Genomic DNA, 21,202 nt, shown 5'->3' on the forward strand with positions numbered 1-21,202 from the left:
GGCCCAAGCCAGCAAGCCGTGCGCCGTATCGCGGAAATGCACCTCATCCGTGTGGATGGAACTCCATTTCACGCGCAGCCGGCCCGTCATATAGCCGCCAATGCCGGACGCGGCCAGCTGCATGAAGGCCAGCCAGGCGATGGTCGTTACGCCGATGGCCGTCGCGTTGAACGACCACGGCGACACGGAAGACAGGCCCAGGCCCACGCCGAGGATCAGCAGGATAAAGGACAAGGCGGCGGCCGCGGCGGCACCCGCCAGCACGGCGCCCCAGGACACGCCCGGATTGTTCAGGTCCGACGCGGACAGTTGTGTAGCTTGCATGGAATTCTCCCTGTTGACTTGATTAAGTTGCAGAGGGAAGCATGCCGCGCCGGCGCCGCCGCGTATGTGCGACGCCATACACAATATTAATTTTTAATACACTCACTTATGTACCTGCCTACTTGATGCCGTGGTGGTTCATCAAGTCGTACAGGGTGGGCCGGCTCACGCCCAGCAGTTCGGCCGCCTTGGCGATATTGCCGTCGGCCCGCGCCAGCGCGCGCACCATCACCTTGTATTCGGCCGCTTCGCGGGCCTGGCGCAGGTTGATGGCCTCGTCCATGGGCGCCGCCTGGGCGCTGGCGGGCAAACCCAGGTCGTCGGCGGCGATCTGCGGCCCGTCGCTCATGATGACGGCGCGCTTGATGCAGTTTTCCACCTCGCGTACATTGCCGGGCCAGCCATAGCTTTCGATCAGCTGCAGCGCACCGGCGCTGAAATGCAGGTTGCTGCGTCCTTCGCTGGCACAGAACTTGTTCTTGAAATGGTGGGCCAGCAAGGCCGCATCGCCGGCCCGCTCGCGCAGCGGCGGAATGCGCAAGACGATTTCGCTGAGCCGGTAAAACAGGTCTTCGCGGAAGCGCCCCTGTTCCGCCAGCACCTTCAGATCCTGGTGCGTGGCGCAGACGATGCGCACGTCGACGGCGATCTCGGCGCGCCCGCCCACCCTTTCGATCACCCTCTCCTGCAAGAAGCGCAGCAGTTTCGCCTGCAAGGCCATCGGCATGTCGCCGACCTCGTCGAGAAAGAAGGTGCCGCCGTGGGCCAGCTCGATCTTGCCCAGGGTTTGCCGCGCCGCGCCCGTGAACGCCCCTCGCTCATAGCCGAAGAGCTCGCTTTCCAGCAGGTTTTCGGGAATCGCCGCGCAATTGATGGCGACGAAGCGCTGCGCGTGGCGGCTCGACAGCGCATGCAAGCCCCGCGCGATCAATTCCTTGCCGCTGCCCGAATCGCCCAGCAGCATCACGCTGGCCGACGACGGCGCCACTTTTTCCACGCTGCGGCACAGTTTCAGCATGCCGGGGTCGCGGCTGACGATGCCCGCCAGCGGCGAATCGGCCTGCGTCTGCAGCATGCGGCGGTTTTCCTGCTGCATGGCGTGCAAGTAAAACGCGCGGGCGATGACCAGGCCCAGCATGTCGGCCTCGAACGGTTTCTGGTGGAAATCGTAGGCGCCCAGCGCGATGGCCTTTAAGGCATGCGCGCGCTCCTGGTTGCCCGACAGAATGATGACCTTCGTGTCCGGCGCCAGCGCGAGGATTTGCTGCAGGGTGGCCAGGCCTTCCGTGGCGCCGTCCGGGTCGGGCGGCAAGCCCAGGTCCATCGTCACCACGGCCGGCTGATGGCGCCGCACCAGCGCCAGCGCCGCCTCGCGCTCGCCCGCCAGCAAGACTTCATAGCCGTCGAAACTCCAGTGCAGCTGCTTTTGCAGGCCGGGATCGTCTTCGATGACCAGCAATTTCTGTTTGCCCATGGCACTCCTTTGCTAGGCCGCGTGCAGCGGCAGGATCACGCGGAACGTCGTGCCCACTTGCGGTTCGCTGCGCACTTCCAGGCTGCCGCCCACTTCGCGCAGGTATTCGCGGCTTTCGAACACGCCGATGCCCATGCCCGCCGTCTTGGTCGTGTCGAACGGCTTGAACAGGCGCTCGCGGATGAATTGCTCGCTCATGCCCTGCCCCGTATCGTCGAGCTCGACCACGGCCGTGCGATGCTCGCGCCGCAGCCGCACGTCCACCTTGCCATCGCTGGCCGTGGCCTCGATGGCGTTCTGGATCAAATGGCCCAGCACGCGTTCCAGGCGCGCGCGGTTGGCCAGCACCGTCAGCTCGCTATCGACGATTTCCAGCCGGGGCGCCGGCGCCAGGCTGGCCTTGGCGGCCACGGCCTGGCGCAGCAAGCCATCGAGCAGCAGCGGCGCTGGCGCTTCCGGCGCCTCGCCGCGCGCCAGCTTTTGCAGCAAAGTCTTCATTTTCTGCACGGAATGGTCGAGCGTGCCCAGCATGTCTTCCTGAAACGCGGGATTGGCGCGGTGCTTTTCCGCATTACTCAGTAGCAGCGACAATTGAAACACCAGGTTTTTCAAGTCGTGCACGATGAAGGTGGACATGCGGTTGAACGAGTCGAACTGGCGCGCCACCGTGAGCGTATCGAGCGATTCGCGGTGCGCCAGGTAGCTGGCGGCCTGGCTGCCGGCAATTTTCAGCACGTCGCGGATTTCCCAGTTCAGGCCGATACGCGTGCGGGGCCGCGCCAGCGCGACAAAGGCGAACAGCTGGCCATGCAGCATCAACGGCACCAGCAGCCACACATCGGGCAGCGCCAGCAGCGCGGGCGGCAACTGCAAGCCGCCGTACTGGAGCGGGTTGCGCTGGCAGTCGGGCACGTCGATCACCCATAGTCTTGCCTCCAGGAATTGGCACAGGGGGCCGGACGCCGGCTCGCTCCACGTGCTCGGTGGCCAGTTCCAGCTGGCAACCGGGGCAAACTGCCCCTGCTCGCGCAAGATCCACAGCGCGCCGGCGCGGCTTTCCACCAGTTGCGCCATGGCCTGTATCGTGCGCTCGCCCAAGGCCGGGCCATCTTCGGACAAGGCGCGTGTAAATCTCAGCCATTCTTCGCGGTAATCGAAGATGGCATTGTAAAAATGCTTATTGATGGTGACCTTGAGCTTGGCGCGCAGGCTGCCGGAAAACAGCACGCCCGCCAGCAGCAGGGCCGCCCCACCCAGGTAGGCCATCTGCATCAAGGAGCCCCAGGTGCCGCCGAAATAGCGCAGGTAATAGGCGCTGGCCGCCATGGCCAGCAGGTAGATGGCCGAGCCCAGCAAGGCGGCCGAGCGGTACAGCATCTGGCGCGAGACGGACAGGCCCAGCGCCCAGCCCGGATTGCGCGCGGCCGAGACGGCCAGCAGCGGCGCGCACAGGGCGTCGACGATGCCGCGCGCGGCCCAGATGTCGTCGTTGATTGCGCGAAACAGCAAGGCATCGCTGTACAGATAAAAGTCGTAGGCAAACAGGCCGCCCACGCCCAGGCAGGCGAACTTGATGCCCCAGCGTTTCAGGGGCGGCGTGTTGCGATACCACTGTTCCACCAGCAGCATGCCCAGCACGGCCAGCAGCAAACGGCTGACGCTGGCGATGATGCGCGCCGGCAAAGGCAGCGCCAGCCACGACGAGGCCAGCGCGGACAACGCCGGCACCAGCGCCGTGAGGGCGATCCCGGCCAGCACCAGGCGCAAGCGGGGCCGCGACGGTTCGATCAGCAGCAGCAAAAACACCAGCCAGGCCAGGGTGCGCAGCAATTCCAGCGCATCGCCGGCCAGCGCGATGCGCTGCCCCAGCAGCACCAGCACCACCGTGCCCGTGGCCCAGCCGCCCGTCGCCAGGCAAGCCACCAGCAAGGCGCGCACATTTTGCCGCGCGCGCCAGTTGCTGATCAGTAGCAGCGCCAGCACGAAAAAGGCCAGCGACGCCAGGCCATGGCTGAGCGCCGCCGCGTCGGCCGCCGCCAGCCAGTCCGATTGCGCCCGTATCATCGGCTGCCCTTGCCAAACAGCACCACCTGTACCGTATCGAGCAGGATCAGCAAGTCGAGGAACAGGCTGTTATTTTTTACATAATACAAATCGTATTGCAGCTTCTTGACGGCATCGTCGACGGAGGCGCCATACTGGTAGCGCACTTGCGCCAGGCCCGTGATGCCCGGCTTGATATTGTGACGGATGTTGTAGTACGGCACCTGTTCCTTCAACTGCTCGACAAAATAGGCGCGCTCGGGGCGGGGCCCCACAAAACTCATTTCGCCGCGAAACACATTGAGCATCTGCGGCAACTCGTCGATGCGCAGCTTGCGGATGACATTGCCCACGCGCGTGATGCGCGCATCGTTGGTCAGCGCCCAGATGGGTTTGCCGTCGCGCTCGGCATCGCAGCGCATGCTGCGAAATTTCAGCACATTGAAGGGCAAGCCGTCGCGTCCCACCCGCTCCTGCTGGTAAAACACGGGGCCGCCGTCTTCCAGGCGGATGCAGATCGCCGTCACCAGCATCACGGGCAGCGCCGCCAGGCAGATGACGCTGCTGGCGGCCAGGTCGAACAGCCGCTTCGAGGCGGCGCGAAAAAAACTCTGGTCGAAGCCGCCGCCATAGATCAGATAGCTCGGTTGCAATGAATCGATGCGGATCTGGCACGCTTCGCGCTCGAAAAACGTGGCCGCGTCGATCACCTTGACGCCGCCCAGCGCGCATTCCAGTAGTTGCTTGGCAGGAAAAGCACCATTGCGCCGGTCGCTGACGGAGACGACGATCTCATGCGCCGCATGGCGCTGGGCCATGGCCAGCAGTGACGGTTCGGCCGGCAGCAAGGCCGAGGCCGGCACGCAGCATTGCTCTCCCGCCACATCGATGCAGCCGACGACGGTAAACTGATGGAAACCGATCTTGCTCGCTGCCAAGTCCATACACTCGCGCGCCAGCGCCCCGCCGCCCACCAGGATCAGCCGCCCTTCCATCAGCGCCGATTGCGAGGATTTGAAGACCACCAGGCGCGCCAACAGCACGCCGATGGCGCCCAGCCCGAAGATCAGCACGCTGCCGCGCCCGAACTGCAGCGACGGTATGAAGCGTATCAGCACGCTGAGCACGGCAAAGCCCAGCGCGAACGACGGCAGGATGCGTAATAAGGTGTTGCGGATGTCTTCGCGCGAGCGGTGCTGATACATGCCCAGCGCGCTCATGCTCAGCACGATGACCAGCGCAAAGATCGTCGACGACAGGTAAATCTCGCCCACGCGCAGCACGCGGCCGCCGTCCGCCAGCCACAGCATCGAAGTCAGGGTGGCCGACAGCAGCAGGATCAGGATTTCCAGCAACAGCAGGATAAACGCTGTTTTCGAGACATAATGGCTGAAGATGCGGATCATGGTTCCTCCTGCGGCTGTCTTGCCATGATGGCGAACTGTTCCGCGAAGACATTGATGCGCCACAAGCTACGGCCCCAGCTATCTTTCGCTTGCAGAATTTATCTCAACACATTACCGAATGAGGGGAAATGGCATATAGTATGCTTCCCCTAAAAGAGATGAATGTCATGAAATTTGATGTAGCGATTGTCGGCAGTGGCCTGGCGGGTTTATCGGTTGCACTGCATTTAGCTGAGACGCGCACTGTCGCGATCATTTCCAAACGCGCGCTGCTCGATGGCGCCAGCAACTGGGCGCAGGGCGGGATCGCAGCCGTGCTGGACTCGGGCGACAGCCACCAGCAGCACATCGAAGACACCCTGATCGCGGGCGGCGGCCTGTGCGACGAGAGCGCCACGCGCTACATCGTCGAGCACGGCCGCGAAGCCATCGAATGGCTGATCGAGCAAGGCGTGCCATTTACGCGCGATGCCTCGGCCGAACTGGGTTTCCATTTGACCCGCGAAGGCGGCCACAGCCAGCGCCGCATCATCCACGCGGCCGACGCCACGGGCCATGCCGTGCAAGTGACCCTGGAAGAAAAAGTGCGCTCGCACCCGAACATCAGCCTGTTCGAACACCATTGCGCCATCGACCTGATTACCTCCGACAAGCTGGGCATGAAGCCGACCCAGCGCAACGCACAACCGCATTGCCACGGCCTCTACGTGCAGGATGAGCAAACAGGCAAGGTGCACACCTTTGCCGCCGAGCACACCGTGCTGGCCACGGGCGGCGCCGGCAAAGTGTATTTATATACAACGAATCCCGACACGGCCAGCGGCGACGGCATCGCCATGGCCTGGCGCGCCGGCTGCCGCGTGTCGAACATGGAATTCATCCAGTTCCACCCCACGTGTTTGTACCACCCGTACGCGAAATCGTTTTTGATCACCGAAGCCATCCGTGGCGAAGGCGGTTTGCTGAAACTGCCGCCCGAAGCGGGCGTGGCAGCCGGCACGCGCTTCATGCTGGCCCACGACGAGCGGGCCGAGCTGGCGCCGCGCGACGTGGTGGCGCGCGCCATCGACTTCGAGATCAAGAAACGGGGCCTCGACTACGTGCACCTGGACATCAGCCACAAGCCGGCCGCATTCCTCATCGAACACTTCCCCACCATCTATGCGCGCTGCCTGGAACTGGGCATCGACATCACCAAGCAGCCTATCCCCATCGTGCCTGCCGCCCACTATACGTGTGGCGGCGTGGTCACGGATTTGGCGGGCCGCGCCGACTTGCCGGGCCTGTACGCCGTGGGCGAAACGGCGTGCACGGGCCTGCATGGCGCGAACCGCCTGGCGAGCAATTCCCTGCTGGAATGCATCGTCATCGGCCGCGCCTGCGCGCAGGATATCGAAAGCAAGGAAAAGCTGGGCACGCCGTATCTGCCCGACTGGGATGAAAGCCGCGTCACGGATGCGGATGAAGAGGTGGTGATTTCCCACAACTGGGACGAACTGCGCCGCTTCATGTGGAATTACGTGGGCATCGTGCGCACGACCAAGCGTTTGGAACGTGCCCAGCACCGCATCGCCCTGCTGAAGGAAGAAATCGACGAGTATTACCGCAACTTCCGCATCACGCACGATTTACTGGAATTGCGCAATCTTGTCGACGTGGCCTCGATGATCGTCAACAGCGCCCTGTCCCGCCGCGAAAGCCGCGGCCTGCACTTCAGCCGCGATTATCCGGAAACGTTACCGAAAGCCATCGCCAGCGTGCTGACGCCGCCGCATCGCTAGCCTTGCCAGACCCAATGGAACCCCGGCAAAGGCCGGGGTCAGACCCTGAGGGTCTGACCCCAGTCCTTGCTTTGGGTTATAACTCCGGCATCTCAAACTCAATCCCATCCTCCGTGTACGACATCTTGGCTGAATTTCCGGTGCACTTGCCCTGCGGCTCGTCCGCCACATAGCGGCACTCGCTTTCCAGGTTGCCATCTGCGCGCCAATGCCGGGTCCAGCCCTGGCGTTCGCCATCGACATATTCGATCAGCTGCCTCGGCTTGCCATCGGCATACCATGAGCGCAATGCGCCCTCCTCGCGCCCGCCCGCATTCCACAGTTTGTCCACGAGCAACACACCAGTCCGGCTGAAACGCTGTTCGCTGCGCAGCACGTAATGACCGCTGTGCGTGCGCTTGGCGGCCACCTTGCCGTCCGGGTAATACTCGACGCTGTCGCCCGCAGGCTTGCCGTCAACGTAGTTCGTTGTGCGCTGCACCTTGCCATCCGGGAAATAGCTGGTGCCCGGCCCCGTCTGGACGCCGTTCACATACAGGCTGCGGCTTTCCACGGTGCCATCCGGATAGAACAGCAGCAGCTCGCCTTCCGTCTGGCCCTTGATCTGGGTCATGCGCGTGCGCAGCTTGCCGTCCTGGTCGAAGGTTTCCACCAGGCCATCGGCGCGGGTGCCGTTGCGATAGGTGCGCGACTCGATCAGCTTGCCACTCTGGTGAGAAGACTGCTCCTCCCCCTCCTGCACGCCATTGCGCCACGTATTGCGCATGGCAACCTTGCCGTCCGGGTGATACAGGGTCTGCACACCCTCCTGCACGCTGCGCCCCTCGCGCGCCACCTGCATCTCGACCTGTCCATGCGGGTAATACATGCTGTAGTTGCCCACCAGCTTGCCCCTCAGGTAATCGGGGTCGTTGACCTGGCCGATCAGCCGCTTCGGTGCACCTTCACGCACATGATAGATCTCGACTTGCCAGGTGCCCGGTGTCTTGCCGGGCGGCAGTGGCAGCACGAGTGCATAGCGCGCCTGTTCCTTGACTTCGCCGCGCGTCAGATTGTGGTTCAGGTACAATCGGGCCTTGCCATCGGCACAGGCTTGCGGCTCGCAGCCGCCCAGCTTGCCAACTTCGGGCATGGCGCGCGCTCCCGCTTCGCCTCCCACCTTGCCTGGCGCGGGACAGGATGTGATACGCATCAGCAAGGGCGTCCTGTCGCGTATCAATTTGGTCAATTGCTGCTTCATGGCAACATATTGATCTTCATCCAGGCGCACGGAAACGGCATTCATCAGCACCTGCCTGCCGCCGCAGCCGCTGTCGCTGGCGAGGGTCAGCACATCGCCGTCGGGCGTCGCCTTGATCGCGGTGACTACTTGCCGCTGCTCAATCTCGGCGCTGGCCAGTGCCGGCCACAAGAGCAAAGCCGCCAGCAGACAATTCAATTCAAGGCGCGCCATGCTTGCTCCTTGCGCAACAGTTCCCGCGCTGGCGGTGCTTCGCCGCAGTCGCCTTGCGCCTTGCCGGCCACATACCGGCATTCGCTTAGCAAGCTGCCGTCCTCGCGCCAGCTGCGGCGCCAGCCGTCGCGCTGGTCGTTCACGTAGTCAATAGAATGCTCGGGCTTGCCGCTTTCGTACCACGAGCGCGACGTGCCCTGCTCGCGCAGTTGCGCATCCCAGCGTCTTTCCAGCACCAGCACGTCCTGCGGGCTGTAGCGCTGCACGCTGAGCAGCCCGCCCTTGTCGCCATACTGCTGGCGGCTTTGCACCTTGCCGTCAGGATAGAATTCCAGCGCCTCGCCCGTCGGCAGGTCATTGACCTGCGTCATCCTGGCCCGCACGGCGCCATCGGGATAATAATTCGTGCTCACGCCATTGAACTTTCCGTTCTGCATTTCCGCGCGGCTGGAGATTTTTCCATCAGGGAAGTACGTGAGCATCTCGCCTTCCATCGTTCCACCGCGCAAAGTGTAGCTGGTGCTCAGCTTGCCATTTTCATCAAACGTCTGCACGGGACCGTCGACGCGCTTGCCGCTGCGGTAGCTGCTCGTCTCGCGCAGCTTGCCCGTGGCGTGATATTGCTCATGCGTGCCTTCCGGCAAGCCATGGCGCCAGCTGCCACGCGATTCCAGCCTGCCATCGGCACGATAAAGGCTGGTGACGCCCTCCTGCCAGCCCTGCCCGTCCTGCGCCACCTGTTTCTCGATCTTGCCGTTCGGGTAATATGTGACAAAGCCGCCCACCAGTTCACCGGAGGCATAATCGGCCTTGCTGACCTGGCCCGACAGGCGCAGTTTGTGCCCGGCCACGCTATAAATGTCCACCTTCCACGTACCTGGCAGTTTGCCTTTCGGCAAGGGTAACAGCAGCACATTCGGTGCGTTTTCCTGCTCGGTGGGGTAGAAACGTTCGTGCAGGTACAGGCGCGCCCGGCCATCGGCGCAGGCGGCTGGCGTGCAGGCGGCGATCTCGCGCACGATGGGGACGCTCCCGCCTTCCGGGCATTTTTTCAGGGTGACGAGCATGGGCGTCTTGTCGCGGATACGCCGGGCCAGCTCGGCTTTCAGCGCCTCGTACGGCGCCTCGTCCAGGTTCACTGAACGCGCATCCATGCGGATCTGCTTGCCGCCGCAGGCCGTCGTGCCCGCAATCGTGAACACGTCGCCGCCTTCGCTGTCGGGTTCGCTGGCCATGCTTGCCAGCACATGGCGCTGCACGATGTCCGCCTGCGCCATGCCTGAGTACAGCAAGGAGGCGCCCAGCAAGGCGCATATCGTCTTGATTTTCATGCTATTCCTTTAATTTTCCGTCGTGGCGGCCACACCGGCCGGCACGAAGCTGACCCGGCCGTTGCGGTAGCGCACCAGCACCACCACCTTGGCATCCCGCAATTGACCGTGCTGCACGGCCGGCAAGTAGGTCCAGCGCTTCACGCTGTCGAGCAGCACCTTGTTGAGCATGGGTTCCATCGGCAACTCGGCCGCCGCATAGCTGAGGGTGCCGTCGGCGGCAATGGTCAGGGTCAAGCGGTTTTCACCCGTTGCATTTTTTTCATCAAGCACGCCATACGTCACCGTTGTCATCGTCTCGCGCTGCACGCCGGCGACCTGGTCGCGCAAAGGCGGCAAGGCCTTCAGCCTGGTCGCCAGCAGCGCGCCATCGGCCAGCGCCTTGTCCCAGCGCTTCTGGTAATCCCACCCCTGAGCCAGGCGCAGCACCTTGGCGTTCAGGTCCATGCGCTGCATCGTGCGGGCGACGCCATTGTCGGCCGATTCGCCCGGTTCCGTCGGCAAGGCGTTCTGCACGGCATACCGGTAAGCCGTCAGTTGCGCCAGCGCCACCATGTTGACGGCATCGCGCTCGTCGCCGCCGCGCAGCAGGGCCGTGGCCGCGATGCCCAGCCAGGCCACGCCATCGGTGGGGCGGGCCCACACGGCTTGCTCGAAATACTGGCGCGCCGCCTGCGGTTCGTTCAGGCTCAGGTGCATGCGGCCCATGGCCGCCGCCGCCAGATAGTCGCGCGGATCGGCTTGCAACTGGTCAAGATAGGTGTACGCCAATTCGGGGGAGTAGCCAGGCATCGCGCCCAGGCCTTCCATCAAGGTGGTACGCAGGCGCGCGCGCGTAGGGTCGCCGCGGTAGCCCGAAGACTTGTCCTCGCCGGCCCGGTACAGCAGCTGCAAGCCGCGCGTGACGGCGTCGTCGTCGCCCTTGCCGACCGCTTGCGACAGGCTGTGCACGGCCTTGCGCGCATCGGACGGCTGGAAACCGGCCGCCTTGCGCGGGCGCCAGCCAAATACTTCCAGGCCAGCCGCCTGCTCGGCTTGCGCCTGCATCGCGGCCTTGGCCTTGGCTTCATCGGGCGACGAGGTCCAGGCCGTAAAGCCGATCAGGAACAGCACGATCAGCAGCACCACGACGGCCCAGCCCTTGCCCGTCATGCCGCCGCTGCCCGCCACGGGGATGAAGACCGGCGCCTGGCCCGGCGCCGTATGGTGCGCGCCGCGCGCGCTGCGCGGCTGCGGCAACGATGGCTGTTGCAGTTGCATCTGCTGCGCTTGCACGGACGCCTGCCCGGCCGCGACGATGACCTTGTCGCGCGCGCAAGCGGCGCAACCGTGGCCCGCAAAATGCTGGTGTTCGGGATTCGCGGCGCAAATGACCAACTTGCCGCCGCTGCGCTGCGCATAGCCGCGCAGCAATTGCGCCCAGTCCGCCGCCGACGGCCGCTGGGATTGTGGCGACTGGGAAAACGCGCGGTCGAACATGGCGCGCAGTTCGGGCGGCATCAGCGCATGGCCGCTGGTGGCATTCGGCGCCAGCTGCTTGTGGCGTTTGACGCCATACGCATAGCAGCCGTCGCGGATGCGCCCGGGAATATCGGTCGCCACTTGCGCATTGCCGGGCCGCCCGCTGTACGGGTGGATGCCGAAGTTGAGCAACTGAAAGATGATGACGGCCAGGGCGAAGCGGTCTTGCGCCATTTCCGTGCCCGCCGGCATGCCCTTGCGCTGGAATTCCGGCGCCAGGTAGTCGGCCGTGAATTGCTCGGCAGGAAAACGCTCCGCATGGCCCTGGATGCTGAAACCGTCGCAATCGAGCATGGCGATGTACAGCGAATCGCGGTAAAAGCGCAGGTTCACGGGCTTTAAATCGACCACGTAATGCTGCTGCTGGTGCAGCGCGTCGATGACGGCGGCCAGGTTGGCCGCCAGGGTCAGCTTGGGACCGAGTCCCGTGGGCAGGCCGGCCGCGCGCGCTTGCCGCTCCTGCATGATCTGTTCCAGCTCGGCCGTCTGCGCCATGTCCAGCAAAGGCATGACGAAACCGGCGAAGCCGCCCTGGCCGTCAAACACGGCCGCTTGCGGCCAGGCGATCTGCACGTAGCGCTTGCCGTTTTCCAGCTGGTCGGGCAGCTCGGGCGACAATTCCAGCATCGCTTCGAGCTTGCGCCGGTTGGCGGCCCGGTCCAGGTGCGGGTGGTACAGCTTGGCGACCTGCGCGGGCGCGCCGGGCAGCAGGTACACGCTGCCCGCGCCGCCGCTCTTGATCAGTTTGCCCAGTACCAGCGTTCGGACTTTATCCAGCCAGATCTTGCCGCCCGGACTCAGACCGGGCGTGACTCCCTGCTTCCGGTTCATGCGCGCAAGGCCAGCAGCAGGGTCTTGTCGTCGCCCGTGATCTGGTGCGTGCGCGGGTCGGCCAGGGTGGACGCCAGCGCCGCATTGCCCAGTTCAACGCTGTCGACCGTGCGCAGATAGCCTTGCACGGCATCCATGAACGGCGCATACAGCGAACCATTGTTCTTGCTCATGGCAAAGGGCATGCAGCCGTCCGACATCAGCACCACGCCGCGCACGGACTGGGGAATCGGCAACAGGCGCAACTGTTCGCGCCAGCGCTCGCCACTGATGAAATATGTTTCGTTGGCGTATTCGCCATTCGCGGGCAGCGAGATCAGTTCGCCGCCGTCACTCAGCTGCGCCACGCCCAGGCCGTCGCCCAGGTGGAAGAAGAAGCCGGCATCTTGCCCCATGACCACGCCGACGACCGTGCTGGCGTAGTCATCGAGGGTGGCGTTGGCGGCGTGGGCGATGTCGTCGAGCGCGGCGCGGATCTGCGCCAGGGTGCCCGCCAGCGCGCCGTCATGCAAATCCTGCACGGTGGCGCCCTGCTCCAGCCGCCCGGCCAGCGCTTGCACGGTTTGCGCTGCGACAAACTGCGCGCCCTGCTCGCTGAGTCTGGCCGAACCGGCGCCGTCGCAGACGATGGCCACCAGCACGTCGTTCACGACGGCATGCGCGTGCGCGTCCTGGCAAGGGATGGCTTTATCCAGGTGCGCCTTGCCCGTGACGGAGGCGCCGAACACGCGCCAGGTATTCAGTACTGCAGCCATGAGTCAGGTGCTGACGACGGACCAGCCGTCCGTCGAAGCCAGCTGCGCCTGCGCGCCGGGACGCGACTGCGACACCACCTGCATGCTGGCGCTCAGCCACAGGAACAGTTCGCGGAACTGCAAGCCCTTCAGCTGCTTCACGCCCCGCTCGCCACGGCTGGAAAACTGCCCCAGGGTCTCGATATTCGCGTTGTCGCCCACGGCGATGGGGAAGATCGCCACTTTATTCGCCTGCTCGGCCGCGCGCGCCTGTTCGGCGCCATGCTGCCATTGGTCCGTCGGCGCGCCATCCGACATCAAAAACAGCCATGGCCGCGTGTACGCCACGCCAGCAGCGCGGAAACGCTGCTTTTCCTGCTCGATTTCCGCCAGCGCCAGTTCGACGGCCGCGCCGGTCGGCGTGGTGCCGTTCGCCTCAAGGCGGGGCGCCGTGAAATCCATGGCGTCGCACCAGTTGCTGGCCACCACGGCTTCATCGTGGGCACCATATTGAATCACCAGGATGCGCACGCGCTTGGCGGCGATCACGTCGGACTTGAGTTCCTGTTCCAGCAAGGCCAGGCCTTCGTTCAGCAAGGAGACGGGTTCGCCCGCCATGCTGCCGGAACAGTCCAGCACGAGCACCAGCGGCGTGCGTTGTTCGGTATTGTCGACCAGGGCGACGTCGGGGATCATTATTGAACTCATGGGCAATCGGTAAATGTGAAATCGGACATAATGCGAATCTTACATCACGCGCCGCGACTTGCCGCGCGAGATTGCGCTGATGAAAGATTTTTGAGGACGCGGCGCCTTGGTCGACTTTGCCTGACGCCAAAATCTGGCCTAACTTGATGAATGCCCGGATGGCCCTGTGGCCATTCCAGCTAAGTAGGTCGTGGGAAATTATTGTGAAGTTATGACGAACAGAACCGGAGGCTCTGCAAGGCGCCCGCTGCGACGCAGTGCGAGCACTGCTAGCAGCGGGCAACACCGCAGAGCGCCGGTTATGGAAGTCAGAAATCACAATAATTTATTACGACCTACTTCGCCGCACCCCGCAAAATATCAATCCCCATCTCATTCGGATGAATGATGCGCCGCGCAGCACCCTTGCCTAGACTGGCTCCAGCCTCACGCCCGCCCGCCCGGGCCACGCGCCAGGGGCACTCAACCATCGAGGGTCGACATCATGAAAACCATCATCCTGAGCACATTGCTGGGCCTGTCCGTCACCTGCCTGGCGGCGAGCGCGCAAACCCTGCCCCAAGATAAGACCGTGGACGTGCCGGGCCACTCGCTGCGCATCGACGTGCCGGCGCAGCCCCGCCACATGCTGCGCGAAGACTTCCAGCAATTTGTGGGCGCCTACGACCTGTCGAATGGCGACACCCTGCAGCTGCGCCGCGCCGGCAGCATCATGTATGCACGCATCGGCAACCAGCCCGAACACCGCATCGTCGCCACGGGCCGCAATGCCTTCGTCGCGCTGGACCGCCTGCTGAAAGTGCGCATCGACCATCACGACGATGGCAGCGTCGGCGGCGAGCTGGTGATGGTGGTGCCGGCACGCCAGTTGGCCGATGGCAGCGCGCAGGGCGAGCATCTGGCCACGCTGGGCTTTCCAGGCCGCTGACCGTGGCACGAACTGGCGGACGCCATGGACATGCCGATGACAGCGCAGCAGCAGGCATTGATCGCCCGCCTGTATGACGCGGCGCTCGATGATGCGCTGTGGCCGCAGCTGTGCCGCGACCTGGCCGATGCGTGCGGCGGCGCCAGTGAAACCATCCTGATCCTGGAAAGCGACAGCGGCGCGCAGCTGCTCAATCCTGCAGGCCACTTCGGCAAGGAGGCTACCAGCGCGTATGAAGCGTATTACTGGCAGCACGATATCTGGGCGAAACTGGCATACCGCCTGGGCGTGGGCCAGGTACACGACAGCGCGAAGCACATTCGTCCGCGCGATTTCGAGCGCACGGAATTCTATGCCGACTTTTGCCGCCCGCACGACCTTTACCACGTCATCTGCGCGATCTTGCCCATGGCGCCCGGGGAATCTGCCCAGCTGGGTGTGCATCGCCAGCGCACGCAGGGGCCGTTTGCGGACAGCCCACTGGTGCAGGCGCAACTGCAAGTGCTGCTGCCGCACCTGCAGCGCGCCCTGCGCATCCGCTCCCGCCTGGCGCAGAGCGGCATGCAGGAGCGCACCACGCGCGCGGCGCTCGATGCGCTCGACACGGCCGTGCTGCTGGTAGATAGCCGGCTCGACGTGCTCTACGCCAACGCCAGCGCACTGGCCCTGTTCGGTCCCGGCCTGGAACGCAGCCTGCATTGCCCGGCTGGCGGCAGCCCCCGCTGGTGCGCGTTGCCGCAACTGGCGCAAGCCGTGCGGCAAGCCATCGGCACCGGCCAGGGCAAGCGGGTCGCCGCGCCCATCGCCAGCGCCGTGCGCCTGCCGCGCCCGGGCGCACCCGACCTGTGCCTGACGGTGGCGCCCTTCCAGCCGCCACAAGGCCAGTCCACCCAGCGCCCATGCGCCCTGGTGCTGGCGCGCGACCCGCAGGCGCCGGCCATCGCCGTCCCTGCGCTGCAACAGCTGTTTGACCTGACGCAAGCCGAAGCGCTGGTGGCCCAGGCGCTGGCGCAAGGCGCCGCCATCGACCGCATCGCCGCCGATACGGGCGTCTCCATCAACACCGTCAGGACGCATCTGCACCACATCTACGACAAGACCGGCACGGCGCGACAGGGCCAACTGATCGCCAAGATCCACCAGGATGCGGGAAACAATGCGGGCACATCAACGGCATCATTTAGCACTCACAGCATAAAGAGAAACATGTGAGTTATTGGCCAGTCAGAGGCAACGCTTACTGCTGGAAGAACACATCGTGTTTCACCATCAGCGTCTGATCTAACTCGCATTAACAAATGGAACGAAAATTTTCACGACATTTGTTCTTATTAGAGAACAATACCGGATTGATCCATATCATGAAAACAACAAACATAAATGCCGTCACTATTCATATTTACTAACATGAAATTCCATTCTGAAAAAATTATGTAAAGCCACTTAGCAATACGGACATTGCAAGAAATAAATCATGTTAAATAAAGTAAAATTTATCGCTATAGCCACCTTATCAGCCACATCCATGTCGGCGAACTCTTGGCCAGACGGCAATCAATCCAATTGTCTTTACGCAGTGACGGTATCTGGCACTCCCAGCCGTCAAACTCCGTGTCCCGCCGCGGACCCCATTGATCTGGCCAACAACGAAAATATAAAAATAGCCATTTCACTATTAAATATCAACATGAGCGAGTTAAGTTTTCGAGGATGTGAAATTGGACGATTCTTTGCGATGCCAGATGATCGCAGTGATAAAAAATATATTATTTCATACAAAATAGATAAGGAAAAATTTCTTGCTCCGACCTTGCACGAGCTATCACATGTTCTGCAAATGAAAAACGCAGGAGGTTCGCTTGCGCTTTCAAAAAAATACCGATCAAAACGCATTGAGCTAGCCGCAGATTATATGACTGGCGTCATGTTTTCACGACTATTCAAAAATATGGACCTCAAAAAATTCGAACAAAACATATTACTCACCGGACTTTATTTCGAATCTTCGGAATTGGCACATGGCAGACCAGACGAACGTATTTCTGCATTCCGACTTGGCGTATTTGAAAAAAAAGAAGAAATAAACATGTCAGAAATCGAACTTGATTTCCAAAGGAATATATATGCGAAATTTTTCTAGACCTCTGACAGTACTGCGCGGCCTCGCACTACTTGCAACAGCATCCGTGTACACACTAGCCTATGCGGAAATAAATTTGGGTGTACTAAGCGAGTGCAAGGATATCGCAAGCGTTGTAAATGAATTAAAAAAGGGAGCGTTGCCTGCGGCAGATGAGTGCAAGTTACCACAACGTAATCTGGAATATACGCTGATGCAACGCGCAGGTGGCAAACAGTCAAAATTGTGCCTACTGAAAAGTACCTCCGTCGATTTGCTCAGCGACTTCGCCTGCTTCAGATATAGCACACCTGCCAATGGTGCAATGACATGCTTTCGGCGTGCCAGACTCAAGGATATCACTGCCTACAAACAAGACTACGAGAGGAAGGGGGCGACAATGGTACAGGATTATCTTGCCGCAGCCTCGCAATGCAAGGTTTCAAATGGCAATAGTTCCGTTACCCCATATGTCGCCTTTCCGAAAGTATTAACTTTTATCGCAAAATTTGAATTCGGATTTACCACATTCATCGGAGATGGCCGTAAAACGGATAGCATTATTCAACACGGCTATGCAAGGACGGATGCTTCCATTACATCCGATATTCCAGATGCCATTGAATATATTAGCTTCAATATTTCACCTACTCAGAAGCAATCTGCAGTCAATGAAAAGAAGATAGGGAAATGGACAATTGAAATAAAAAAACATGATGACTACGATAAAGAAATTAATTCGGAATTACGAAAAAAACATCTGCGACTCCTTATCCAATCAATCGACTATGATCTCGAAAAACAATCAGAAACAGACATTCCGATAACGAAAAAAATAGCCATACTTGATGACATTCAGAAGAATATATCCAGTTCTCTCATAAATGAGAAATTTACTCTTATCAGAGATGAGGATTTCACAAAAATTGGATTGACGCGCAAGAAGATAATTGAAGAGGCAGATAAAAAAATGGCTTTTGGCGTAGATAAAAGAAACCAAATACAGGTAGGCGAAAATATCCTGATGGTATTCAATACGCATCAACCCGCTTGCACCGAAAAAAATTCGGGTGCCGTAGCGGTGTACTCTTTCCTTGTTCTTCCGATGAAAGACGTGGCATCGGACTTTGGCAGTGTGATGCTGACCTTCACCGGCATAGACAACTGTTCGGACTCTTTGCGAAGCGATGTTCAGGACTACTTGGCAAGGTTAAATGAAGTCATCAAGAAAAAAATATTCTTGGTCCTGCAGAGCCACTAGGTCGGAAATTCCATCAAGCAGACATTTGAAAGGTGAAATTATGTATATCTCCAGACGTACCATGCTGAAAATGGCAGGTGCTTATGCATTCCAGACAACGGTAAATGTTCATGCATCAATGAGTTTACCGGCCGATACATATAGCGACCGTACCGCCATGGACAAATGGATAGCCAAGGCCTTGAAATCGCCGCAGGCCGCGACGAATAGTATGCACCTAGGCCGCTTTGCTGACCCCACCTATTTCTTGATGAAGGACATAGGCTGGACCCCCAATCCAGGCCAAAAGCAATACCCAAGCGTCAACGCACCCATCGGATTTGTCACCGATTTTGCCAGCATTCCGCGCGCTTTCTGGTCCTTGCTCCCACCGGATGGCCTGTATACCTATCCGGCGATCGTGCATGACTATCTTTACTGGGAGCAACCTGTTTCACGAGAACAAGCAGATATGATTTTCAAATTTGCCATGCAAGACTTCCAGATAGACAAATTGAGCATCGCCGCCATCCACGCCGGGGTAAGGCTCGGTGGCGGCAAGGCCTGGAACAGCAATGCCGCGCTGAAAAAAAAGGGCGAACGACGGATTCTGAAAAACTTTCCTTCCGATCCAACGATGACCTGGGCAAAATGGAAAAACAACCCAATGGCGTTCTAGTCCAGCGGACCAGACCGGCCAGCGTAACGTGCGCAGGCGTGGCGATGGTATCATCGTCGCCACATTTGTTGGAATGTAGTAAGTAGATAAAATAGATGAGCACAATGCATATGTCAGACAGTAAACCGAGAGCAGCACTACTGCGTGGCCTGCGCCTGCTGGCGTGGCCCTTGCTGGCCCTGGTCAGCGCCGCCTGCACCAGCACCACGCGCCATCCTGCCAGCGAACCCACGCCAGTCGTCCTGCGCTTTACCTATGACGACGGCAAGCCGATGCGGCATGACGATTACCTGGCCAATGCGCGCCAGCAAACGTATATCAAGCACTGCAGCAAGATAGGCAGCACCACTGTCTGCGACATCGGCTCGGATGCACTGTTCACGGGCGGCGACGCCCCGCTGGACGCCAACGGCGAAGTGCGCGTCACCCTGCACTCGACCGGTCCCATCGGCAACAATCCGACCAGTCTTTGCATCAAGGGCAAAGGCTACGTCTTTGATTCCGGCGACTGGAAACGCGGTCCCTTCAGCCCCGGCCAGGTGATCGAGATCCGCTACAGGATTCGCGAAGTGGACATGGCGTGCCCCTGGTCGTCGGGCACGCCGCCGTGGTGGGACAAGAGTTAATCTAGCCAGCCGGGGCCGGCTGGCCCGGCTTTACTGCAACTCGAACTCCGCAGGAGTCAAGCCCAGCTCGCGCGCGATCTTGCTGCCCACGCGCTGCTCGTTGGCGTCGAAATTACCGTCCGACGAAGCGACCGCGATGATCATGCGCACCAGCAGGCGCGACGCCTCCACATTCGACTTCATCTTGCCCAGTGCCTGATACGCCTTGGCTTCGCCGATATCCTTGTCGAATTCCAGCTGCCCGACATACTCCTGGAAAGCCTTGATCACGTCCGTGGTGGTAAACACCGACAGCGCATCATTGCTTTCAATAAATTTCACCATCTTCTGCTTCTCTTCCGCGCTGACACCGCCGTCGGCCATGGCGATCAGGGCCGAGCCTGCCATCGCGGCGTTGAGGAAATCCTTGTTCTTGTACTTCAGGGCTTCCGTTTTCAGTTCGCTGGCTTTGGTCTTCAGTTTGGACAGAAAGGAATCGAAACTCATGGTGTACCTCCGGGTTGGTGTAGGTGCGGCAGCGCTGCGCTGCCACTCCCACCCAAATGAGGGCACATGCCTTAAATGCAAGCATGGACCTGCCCTGGCACCGGTGTTACTCGGCCTCCTTGCCGGGCAGGCGCTTGCCCCGCAGGTCGAAATTCATCAGCGTGTGCGCCACGCCCGGGGTCTGGGTCGACGAGTACCAGTTCGGCAACGATTTAAAGGTCAGCACCATATCGAAGTCGCCCGCGATGCTGCCGGCATCCATCGGCACGTCGCCTTTGCGGTTTTGAAACCATTTCATCCATAACGCCGAACCGGGCGCCGGCGAGAGCGTGAAATCGGCGCCGTTCTGCGGTGCGGGCCGCTGGATGGAGCCGGAGTTGAGTATCGGCAACAGGAACGATGGCATGGAATGGCTGGCCACGTTCCATTGCGCGGAACTGTGGCAACTCATGCAGGACGAGCTTTGCCCGTTGCGCGCGTATTTGAGGGTGGGTTTCTTCCCTTCCGGATAGGCGATATTATTCATCGCGCCATCGTTGGGGCCGGAAAGGCGTCCGCCCCAGCCCAGGGTGGCGCTGCCGTAGGCGGGCGCCTTCGGGTTCATCCAGTTTTCCTGCAGCACCGGCTTGAGTATGGCGGGGTCGCTGGCCTGCGGATCGTTGCCCCATTGAGCGCCCAGTACCACCATCTTGTCCCAGATGTCGCCGCTTATTGCCGCGCGCGCATCGTAGACCAGCGTGGTAAACACCCAGCCCGTCTTCGGCGCGGACACGCTGTCCTTGACGATGATGTCGAACTGCATCAGATACGTATTGGTCAACGCCGGCGCCGTGGGTGGCTTGGGGAGCGTGGCATTGACGCTCACATACACGGGCCAGGACACGGTGCCCTGCATGACCGGCCAGAGCGTCGGCCCCGCCGTGATGAACGCGGCCTTGATGATCACCGAGCCTTCGGCAAACTGCGTCGATTGCGCCGTCAGGTTGGGCTCCTGCGCCGTCGCCCCCCACACCTTGTTGAGCGTCACGGCGGCCGTCTTGTCATAATACGTCAGCACATAGGTGGTGATCGGCCGTTTCAGGCCGCTGGCCTTGAACAGGTCGGCATCGAGCTCGGCCGTCCCCACATACATTCCGCGCAGGGGCTCACGCATGGTCGCGCGTTTTTTCGCCACCGAGGTCGCGCCCATCCACGGCTCGTTGTACCAGCCGCGCTCGCCGGCGTTCCAGTTCTTGTAGTCGAGCAACATGACGCGCATGTCCGCCCCGATCGATGCCTTCAACGCCTCGGCATAGGCACCGGCATTCGCCGTCGTGATCTGGCCATTGCTGATGGCCGCGCGCCATGGCATCGCCGGGACGGCCTGGCCAGCCGGGTAGGCATGGCTCAAGGCAAACACGGGGCCGCTATAGCCGGCGGGCGGCGGCAGCTGCGAATTGGCGAAGGGATCGATGGCTTGCGCGGCGGCATTGGCACACATGCCAGCGCATAATATCAACATTGCAATTTTTTGCATGA

The 21,202-nt window shown here is 61.2% G+C and carries 17 protein-coding genes and 1 pseudogene; 7 read left to right on the top strand and 11 right to left on the bottom strand.

Annotated elements, in window-relative coordinates:
• The 4 genes and pseudogenes from K0F86_RS15170 to K0F86_RS15185 form a co-directional block, all read right to left on the bottom strand.
• Positions 1 to 324 (bottom strand): annotated as a pseudogene (locus tag K0F86_RS15170) (hypothetical protein); the annotation flags it as partial.
• 118 nt (positions 325 to 442) lie between these two features.
• Positions 443 to 1,798: a PEP-CTERM-box response regulator transcription factor gene (prsR, locus tag K0F86_RS15175; protein ID WP_219135164.1), complete on the bottom strand. Its 1,356-nt coding sequence runs from the start codon at positions 1,796 to 1,798 to the stop codon at positions 443 to 445.
• 12 nt (positions 1,799 to 1,810) lie between these two features.
• On the bottom strand, positions 1,811 to 3,862 hold the full coding sequence (prsK, locus tag K0F86_RS15180) for an XrtA/PEP-CTERM system histidine kinase PrsK (RefSeq protein ID WP_219135166.1): 2,052 nt from the start codon (positions 3,860 to 3,862) through the stop codon (positions 1,811 to 1,813).
• The gene (locus K0F86_RS15185; protein WP_219135168.1) at positions 3,859 to 5,247 is read right to left on the bottom strand and encodes a TIGR03013 family XrtA/PEP-CTERM system glycosyltransferase; all 1,389 of its coding nucleotides are present in this window, start codon (positions 5,245 to 5,247) and stop codon (positions 3,859 to 3,861) included. Before K0F86_RS15185 ends, prsK begins: the two co-directional genes overlap by 4 nt.
• Positions 5,248 to 5,414: 167 nt before the next feature.
• Here K0F86_RS15185 and nadB point away from each other — a divergent pair, with 167 nt between their 5' ends.
• On the top strand, positions 5,415 to 7,028 hold the full coding sequence (nadB, locus tag K0F86_RS15190) for an L-aspartate oxidase (RefSeq protein ID WP_219135170.1): 1,614 nt from the start codon (positions 5,415 to 5,417) through the stop codon (positions 7,026 to 7,028).
• A gap of 76 nt (positions 7,029 to 7,104) precedes the next feature.
• On the opposite strand, the gene K0F86_RS15195 is transcribed toward nadB, so the two are convergent.
• Genes K0F86_RS15195 through K0F86_RS15215 form a run of 5 tightly spaced genes read right to left on the bottom strand, consistent with a single transcriptional unit; the run spans position 7,105 to position 13,606 of the window.
• A complete protein-coding gene (locus K0F86_RS15195; RefSeq protein WP_219135172.1) occupies positions 7,105 to 8,481 on the bottom strand; it encodes a toxin-antitoxin system YwqK family antitoxin in 1,377 nt (458 codons plus the stop codon).
• Complete coding sequence (locus K0F86_RS15200; protein WP_219135173.1) at positions 8,463 to 9,812, bottom strand: toxin-antitoxin system YwqK family antitoxin; 1,350 nt, start codon at positions 9,810 to 9,812, stop codon at positions 8,463 to 8,465. The genes K0F86_RS15195 and K0F86_RS15200 overlap by 19 nt, the downstream gene beginning before the upstream one ends.
• Before the next feature lie 9 nt (positions 9,813 to 9,821).
• Positions 9,822 to 12,164, bottom strand: a complete 2,343-nt coding sequence (locus K0F86_RS15205; RefSeq protein WP_219135175.1) for a hypothetical protein — start codon at positions 12,162 to 12,164, stop codon at positions 9,822 to 9,824.
• Complete coding sequence (locus K0F86_RS15210; RefSeq protein WP_219135177.1) at positions 12,161 to 12,919, bottom strand: PP2C family serine/threonine-protein phosphatase; 759 nt, start codon at positions 12,917 to 12,919, stop codon at positions 12,161 to 12,163. Before K0F86_RS15210 ends, K0F86_RS15205 begins: the two co-directional genes overlap by 4 nt.
• Positions 12,920 to 12,922: 3 nt before the next feature.
• Positions 12,923 to 13,606: a VWA domain-containing protein gene (locus K0F86_RS15215; RefSeq protein WP_219135179.1), complete on the bottom strand. Its 684-nt coding sequence runs from the start codon at positions 13,604 to 13,606 to the stop codon at positions 12,923 to 12,925.
• A 484-nt stretch (positions 13,607 to 14,090) separates the two neighbouring features.
• Here K0F86_RS15215 and K0F86_RS15220 point away from each other — a divergent pair, with 484 nt between their 5' ends.
• The 6 genes from K0F86_RS15220 (at position 14,091) to K0F86_RS15245 (ending at position 19,198) form a co-directional block, all read left to right on the top strand.
• Positions 14,091 to 14,534 carry a hypothetical protein gene (locus K0F86_RS15220; RefSeq protein WP_219135186.1) on the top strand — a complete coding sequence of 148 codons (444 nt, stop codon included), beginning with the start codon at positions 14,091 to 14,093 and terminating at the stop codon, positions 14,532 to 14,534.
• 24 nt (positions 14,535 to 14,558) lie between these two features.
• Complete coding sequence (locus tag K0F86_RS15225) at positions 14,559 to 15,746, top strand: helix-turn-helix transcriptional regulator (RefSeq protein ID WP_219135188.1); 1,188 nt, start codon at positions 14,559 to 14,561, stop codon at positions 15,744 to 15,746.
• A gap of 262 nt (positions 15,747 to 16,008) precedes the next feature.
• On the top strand, positions 16,009 to 16,674 hold the full coding sequence (locus tag K0F86_RS15230; protein ID WP_219135190.1) for a hypothetical protein: 666 nt from the start codon (positions 16,009 to 16,011) through the stop codon (positions 16,672 to 16,674).
• The gene (locus K0F86_RS15235) at positions 16,658 to 17,914 is read left to right on the top strand and encodes a hypothetical protein (RefSeq protein ID WP_219135202.1); all 1,257 of its coding nucleotides are present in this window, start codon (positions 16,658 to 16,660) and stop codon (positions 17,912 to 17,914) included. The genes K0F86_RS15230 and K0F86_RS15235 overlap by 17 nt, the downstream gene beginning before the upstream one ends.
• A gap of 25 nt (positions 17,915 to 17,939) precedes the next feature.
• Positions 17,940 to 18,572 (top strand): DUF1353 domain-containing protein, encoded by a 633-nt coding sequence (locus K0F86_RS15240; RefSeq protein ID WP_219135203.1) that lies wholly within the window; start codon positions 17,940 to 17,942, stop codon positions 18,570 to 18,572.
• Positions 18,573 to 18,682: 110 nt separating this feature from the next.
• Complete coding sequence (locus K0F86_RS15245) at positions 18,683 to 19,198, top strand: hypothetical protein (protein ID WP_219135204.1); 516 nt, start codon at positions 18,683 to 18,685, stop codon at positions 19,196 to 19,198.
• A 30-nt stretch (positions 19,199 to 19,228) separates the two neighbouring features.
• Here K0F86_RS15245 and K0F86_RS15250 read toward each other — a convergent pair whose 3' ends face one another.
• Both K0F86_RS15250 and K0F86_RS15255 read right to left on the bottom strand, forming a co-directional pair.
• Entirely contained in the window at positions 19,229 to 19,684 is a 456-nt protein-coding gene (locus tag K0F86_RS15250; protein WP_219135205.1) for a tellurite resistance TerB family protein, read from the bottom strand.
• Between the two features lie 106 nt (positions 19,685 to 19,790).
• Positions 19,791 to 21,200 (bottom strand): hypothetical protein, encoded by a 1,410-nt coding sequence (locus K0F86_RS15255; protein WP_219135206.1) that lies wholly within the window; start codon positions 21,198 to 21,200, stop codon positions 19,791 to 19,793.
• Positions 21,201 to 21,202: the final 2 nt, after the last annotated feature.

Source organism: Janthinobacterium sp. UMAB-60, from assembly GCF_900095235.1.
Classification (GTDB): Bacteria; Pseudomonadota; Gammaproteobacteria; order Burkholderiales; family Burkholderiaceae_D; genus Janthinobacterium.

Excerpts from the sequence above, each read along its gene's own strand:
- prsR (WP_219135164.1), bottom strand. The coding sequence starts at position 1,798 with ATGGGCAAACAGAAATTGCTGGTCATCGAAGACGATCCCGGCCTGCAA.
- prsK (WP_219135166.1), bottom strand. The coding sequence starts at position 3,862 with ATGATACGGGCGCAATCGGACTGGCTGGCGGCGGCCGACGCGGCGGCG.
- K0F86_RS15185 (WP_219135168.1), bottom strand. The coding sequence starts at position 5,247 with ATGATCCGCATCTTCAGCCATTATGTCTCGAAAACAGCGTTTATCCTG.
- nadB (WP_219135170.1), top strand. The coding sequence starts at position 5,415 with ATGAAATTTGATGTAGCGATTGTCGGCAGTGGCCTGGCGGGTTTATCG.
- K0F86_RS15195 (WP_219135172.1), bottom strand. The coding sequence starts at position 8,481 with ATGGCGCGCCTTGAATTGAATTGTCTGCTGGCGGCTTTGCTCTTGTGG.
- K0F86_RS15200 (WP_219135173.1), bottom strand. The coding sequence starts at position 9,812 with ATGAAAATCAAGACGATATGCGCCTTGCTGGGCGCCTCCTTGCTGTAC.
- K0F86_RS15205 (WP_219135175.1), bottom strand. The coding sequence starts at position 12,164 with ATGAACCGGAAGCAGGGAGTCACGCCCGGTCTGAGTCCGGGCGGCAAG.
- K0F86_RS15210 (WP_219135177.1), bottom strand. The coding sequence starts at position 12,919 with ATGGCTGCAGTACTGAATACCTGGCGCGTGTTCGGCGCCTCCGTCACG.
- K0F86_RS15215 (WP_219135179.1), bottom strand. The coding sequence starts at position 13,606 with ATGAGTTCAATAATGATCCCCGACGTCGCCCTGGTCGACAATACCGAA.
- K0F86_RS15220 (WP_219135186.1), top strand. The coding sequence starts at position 14,091 with ATGAAAACCATCATCCTGAGCACATTGCTGGGCCTGTCCGTCACCTGC.
- K0F86_RS15225 (WP_219135188.1), top strand. The coding sequence starts at position 14,559 with ATGGACATGCCGATGACAGCGCAGCAGCAGGCATTGATCGCCCGCCTG.
- K0F86_RS15230 (WP_219135190.1), top strand. The coding sequence starts at position 16,009 with ATGTTAAATAAAGTAAAATTTATCGCTATAGCCACCTTATCAGCCACA.
- K0F86_RS15235 (WP_219135202.1), top strand. The coding sequence starts at position 16,658 with ATGCGAAATTTTTCTAGACCTCTGACAGTACTGCGCGGCCTCGCACTA.
- K0F86_RS15245 (WP_219135204.1), top strand. The coding sequence starts at position 18,683 with ATGTCAGACAGTAAACCGAGAGCAGCACTACTGCGTGGCCTGCGCCTG.
- K0F86_RS15250 (WP_219135205.1), bottom strand. The coding sequence starts at position 19,684 with ATGAGTTTCGATTCCTTTCTGTCCAAACTGAAGACCAAAGCCAGCGAA.
- K0F86_RS15255 (WP_219135206.1), bottom strand. The coding sequence starts at position 21,200 with ATGCAAAAAATTGCAATGTTGATATTATGCGCTGGCATGTGTGCCAAT.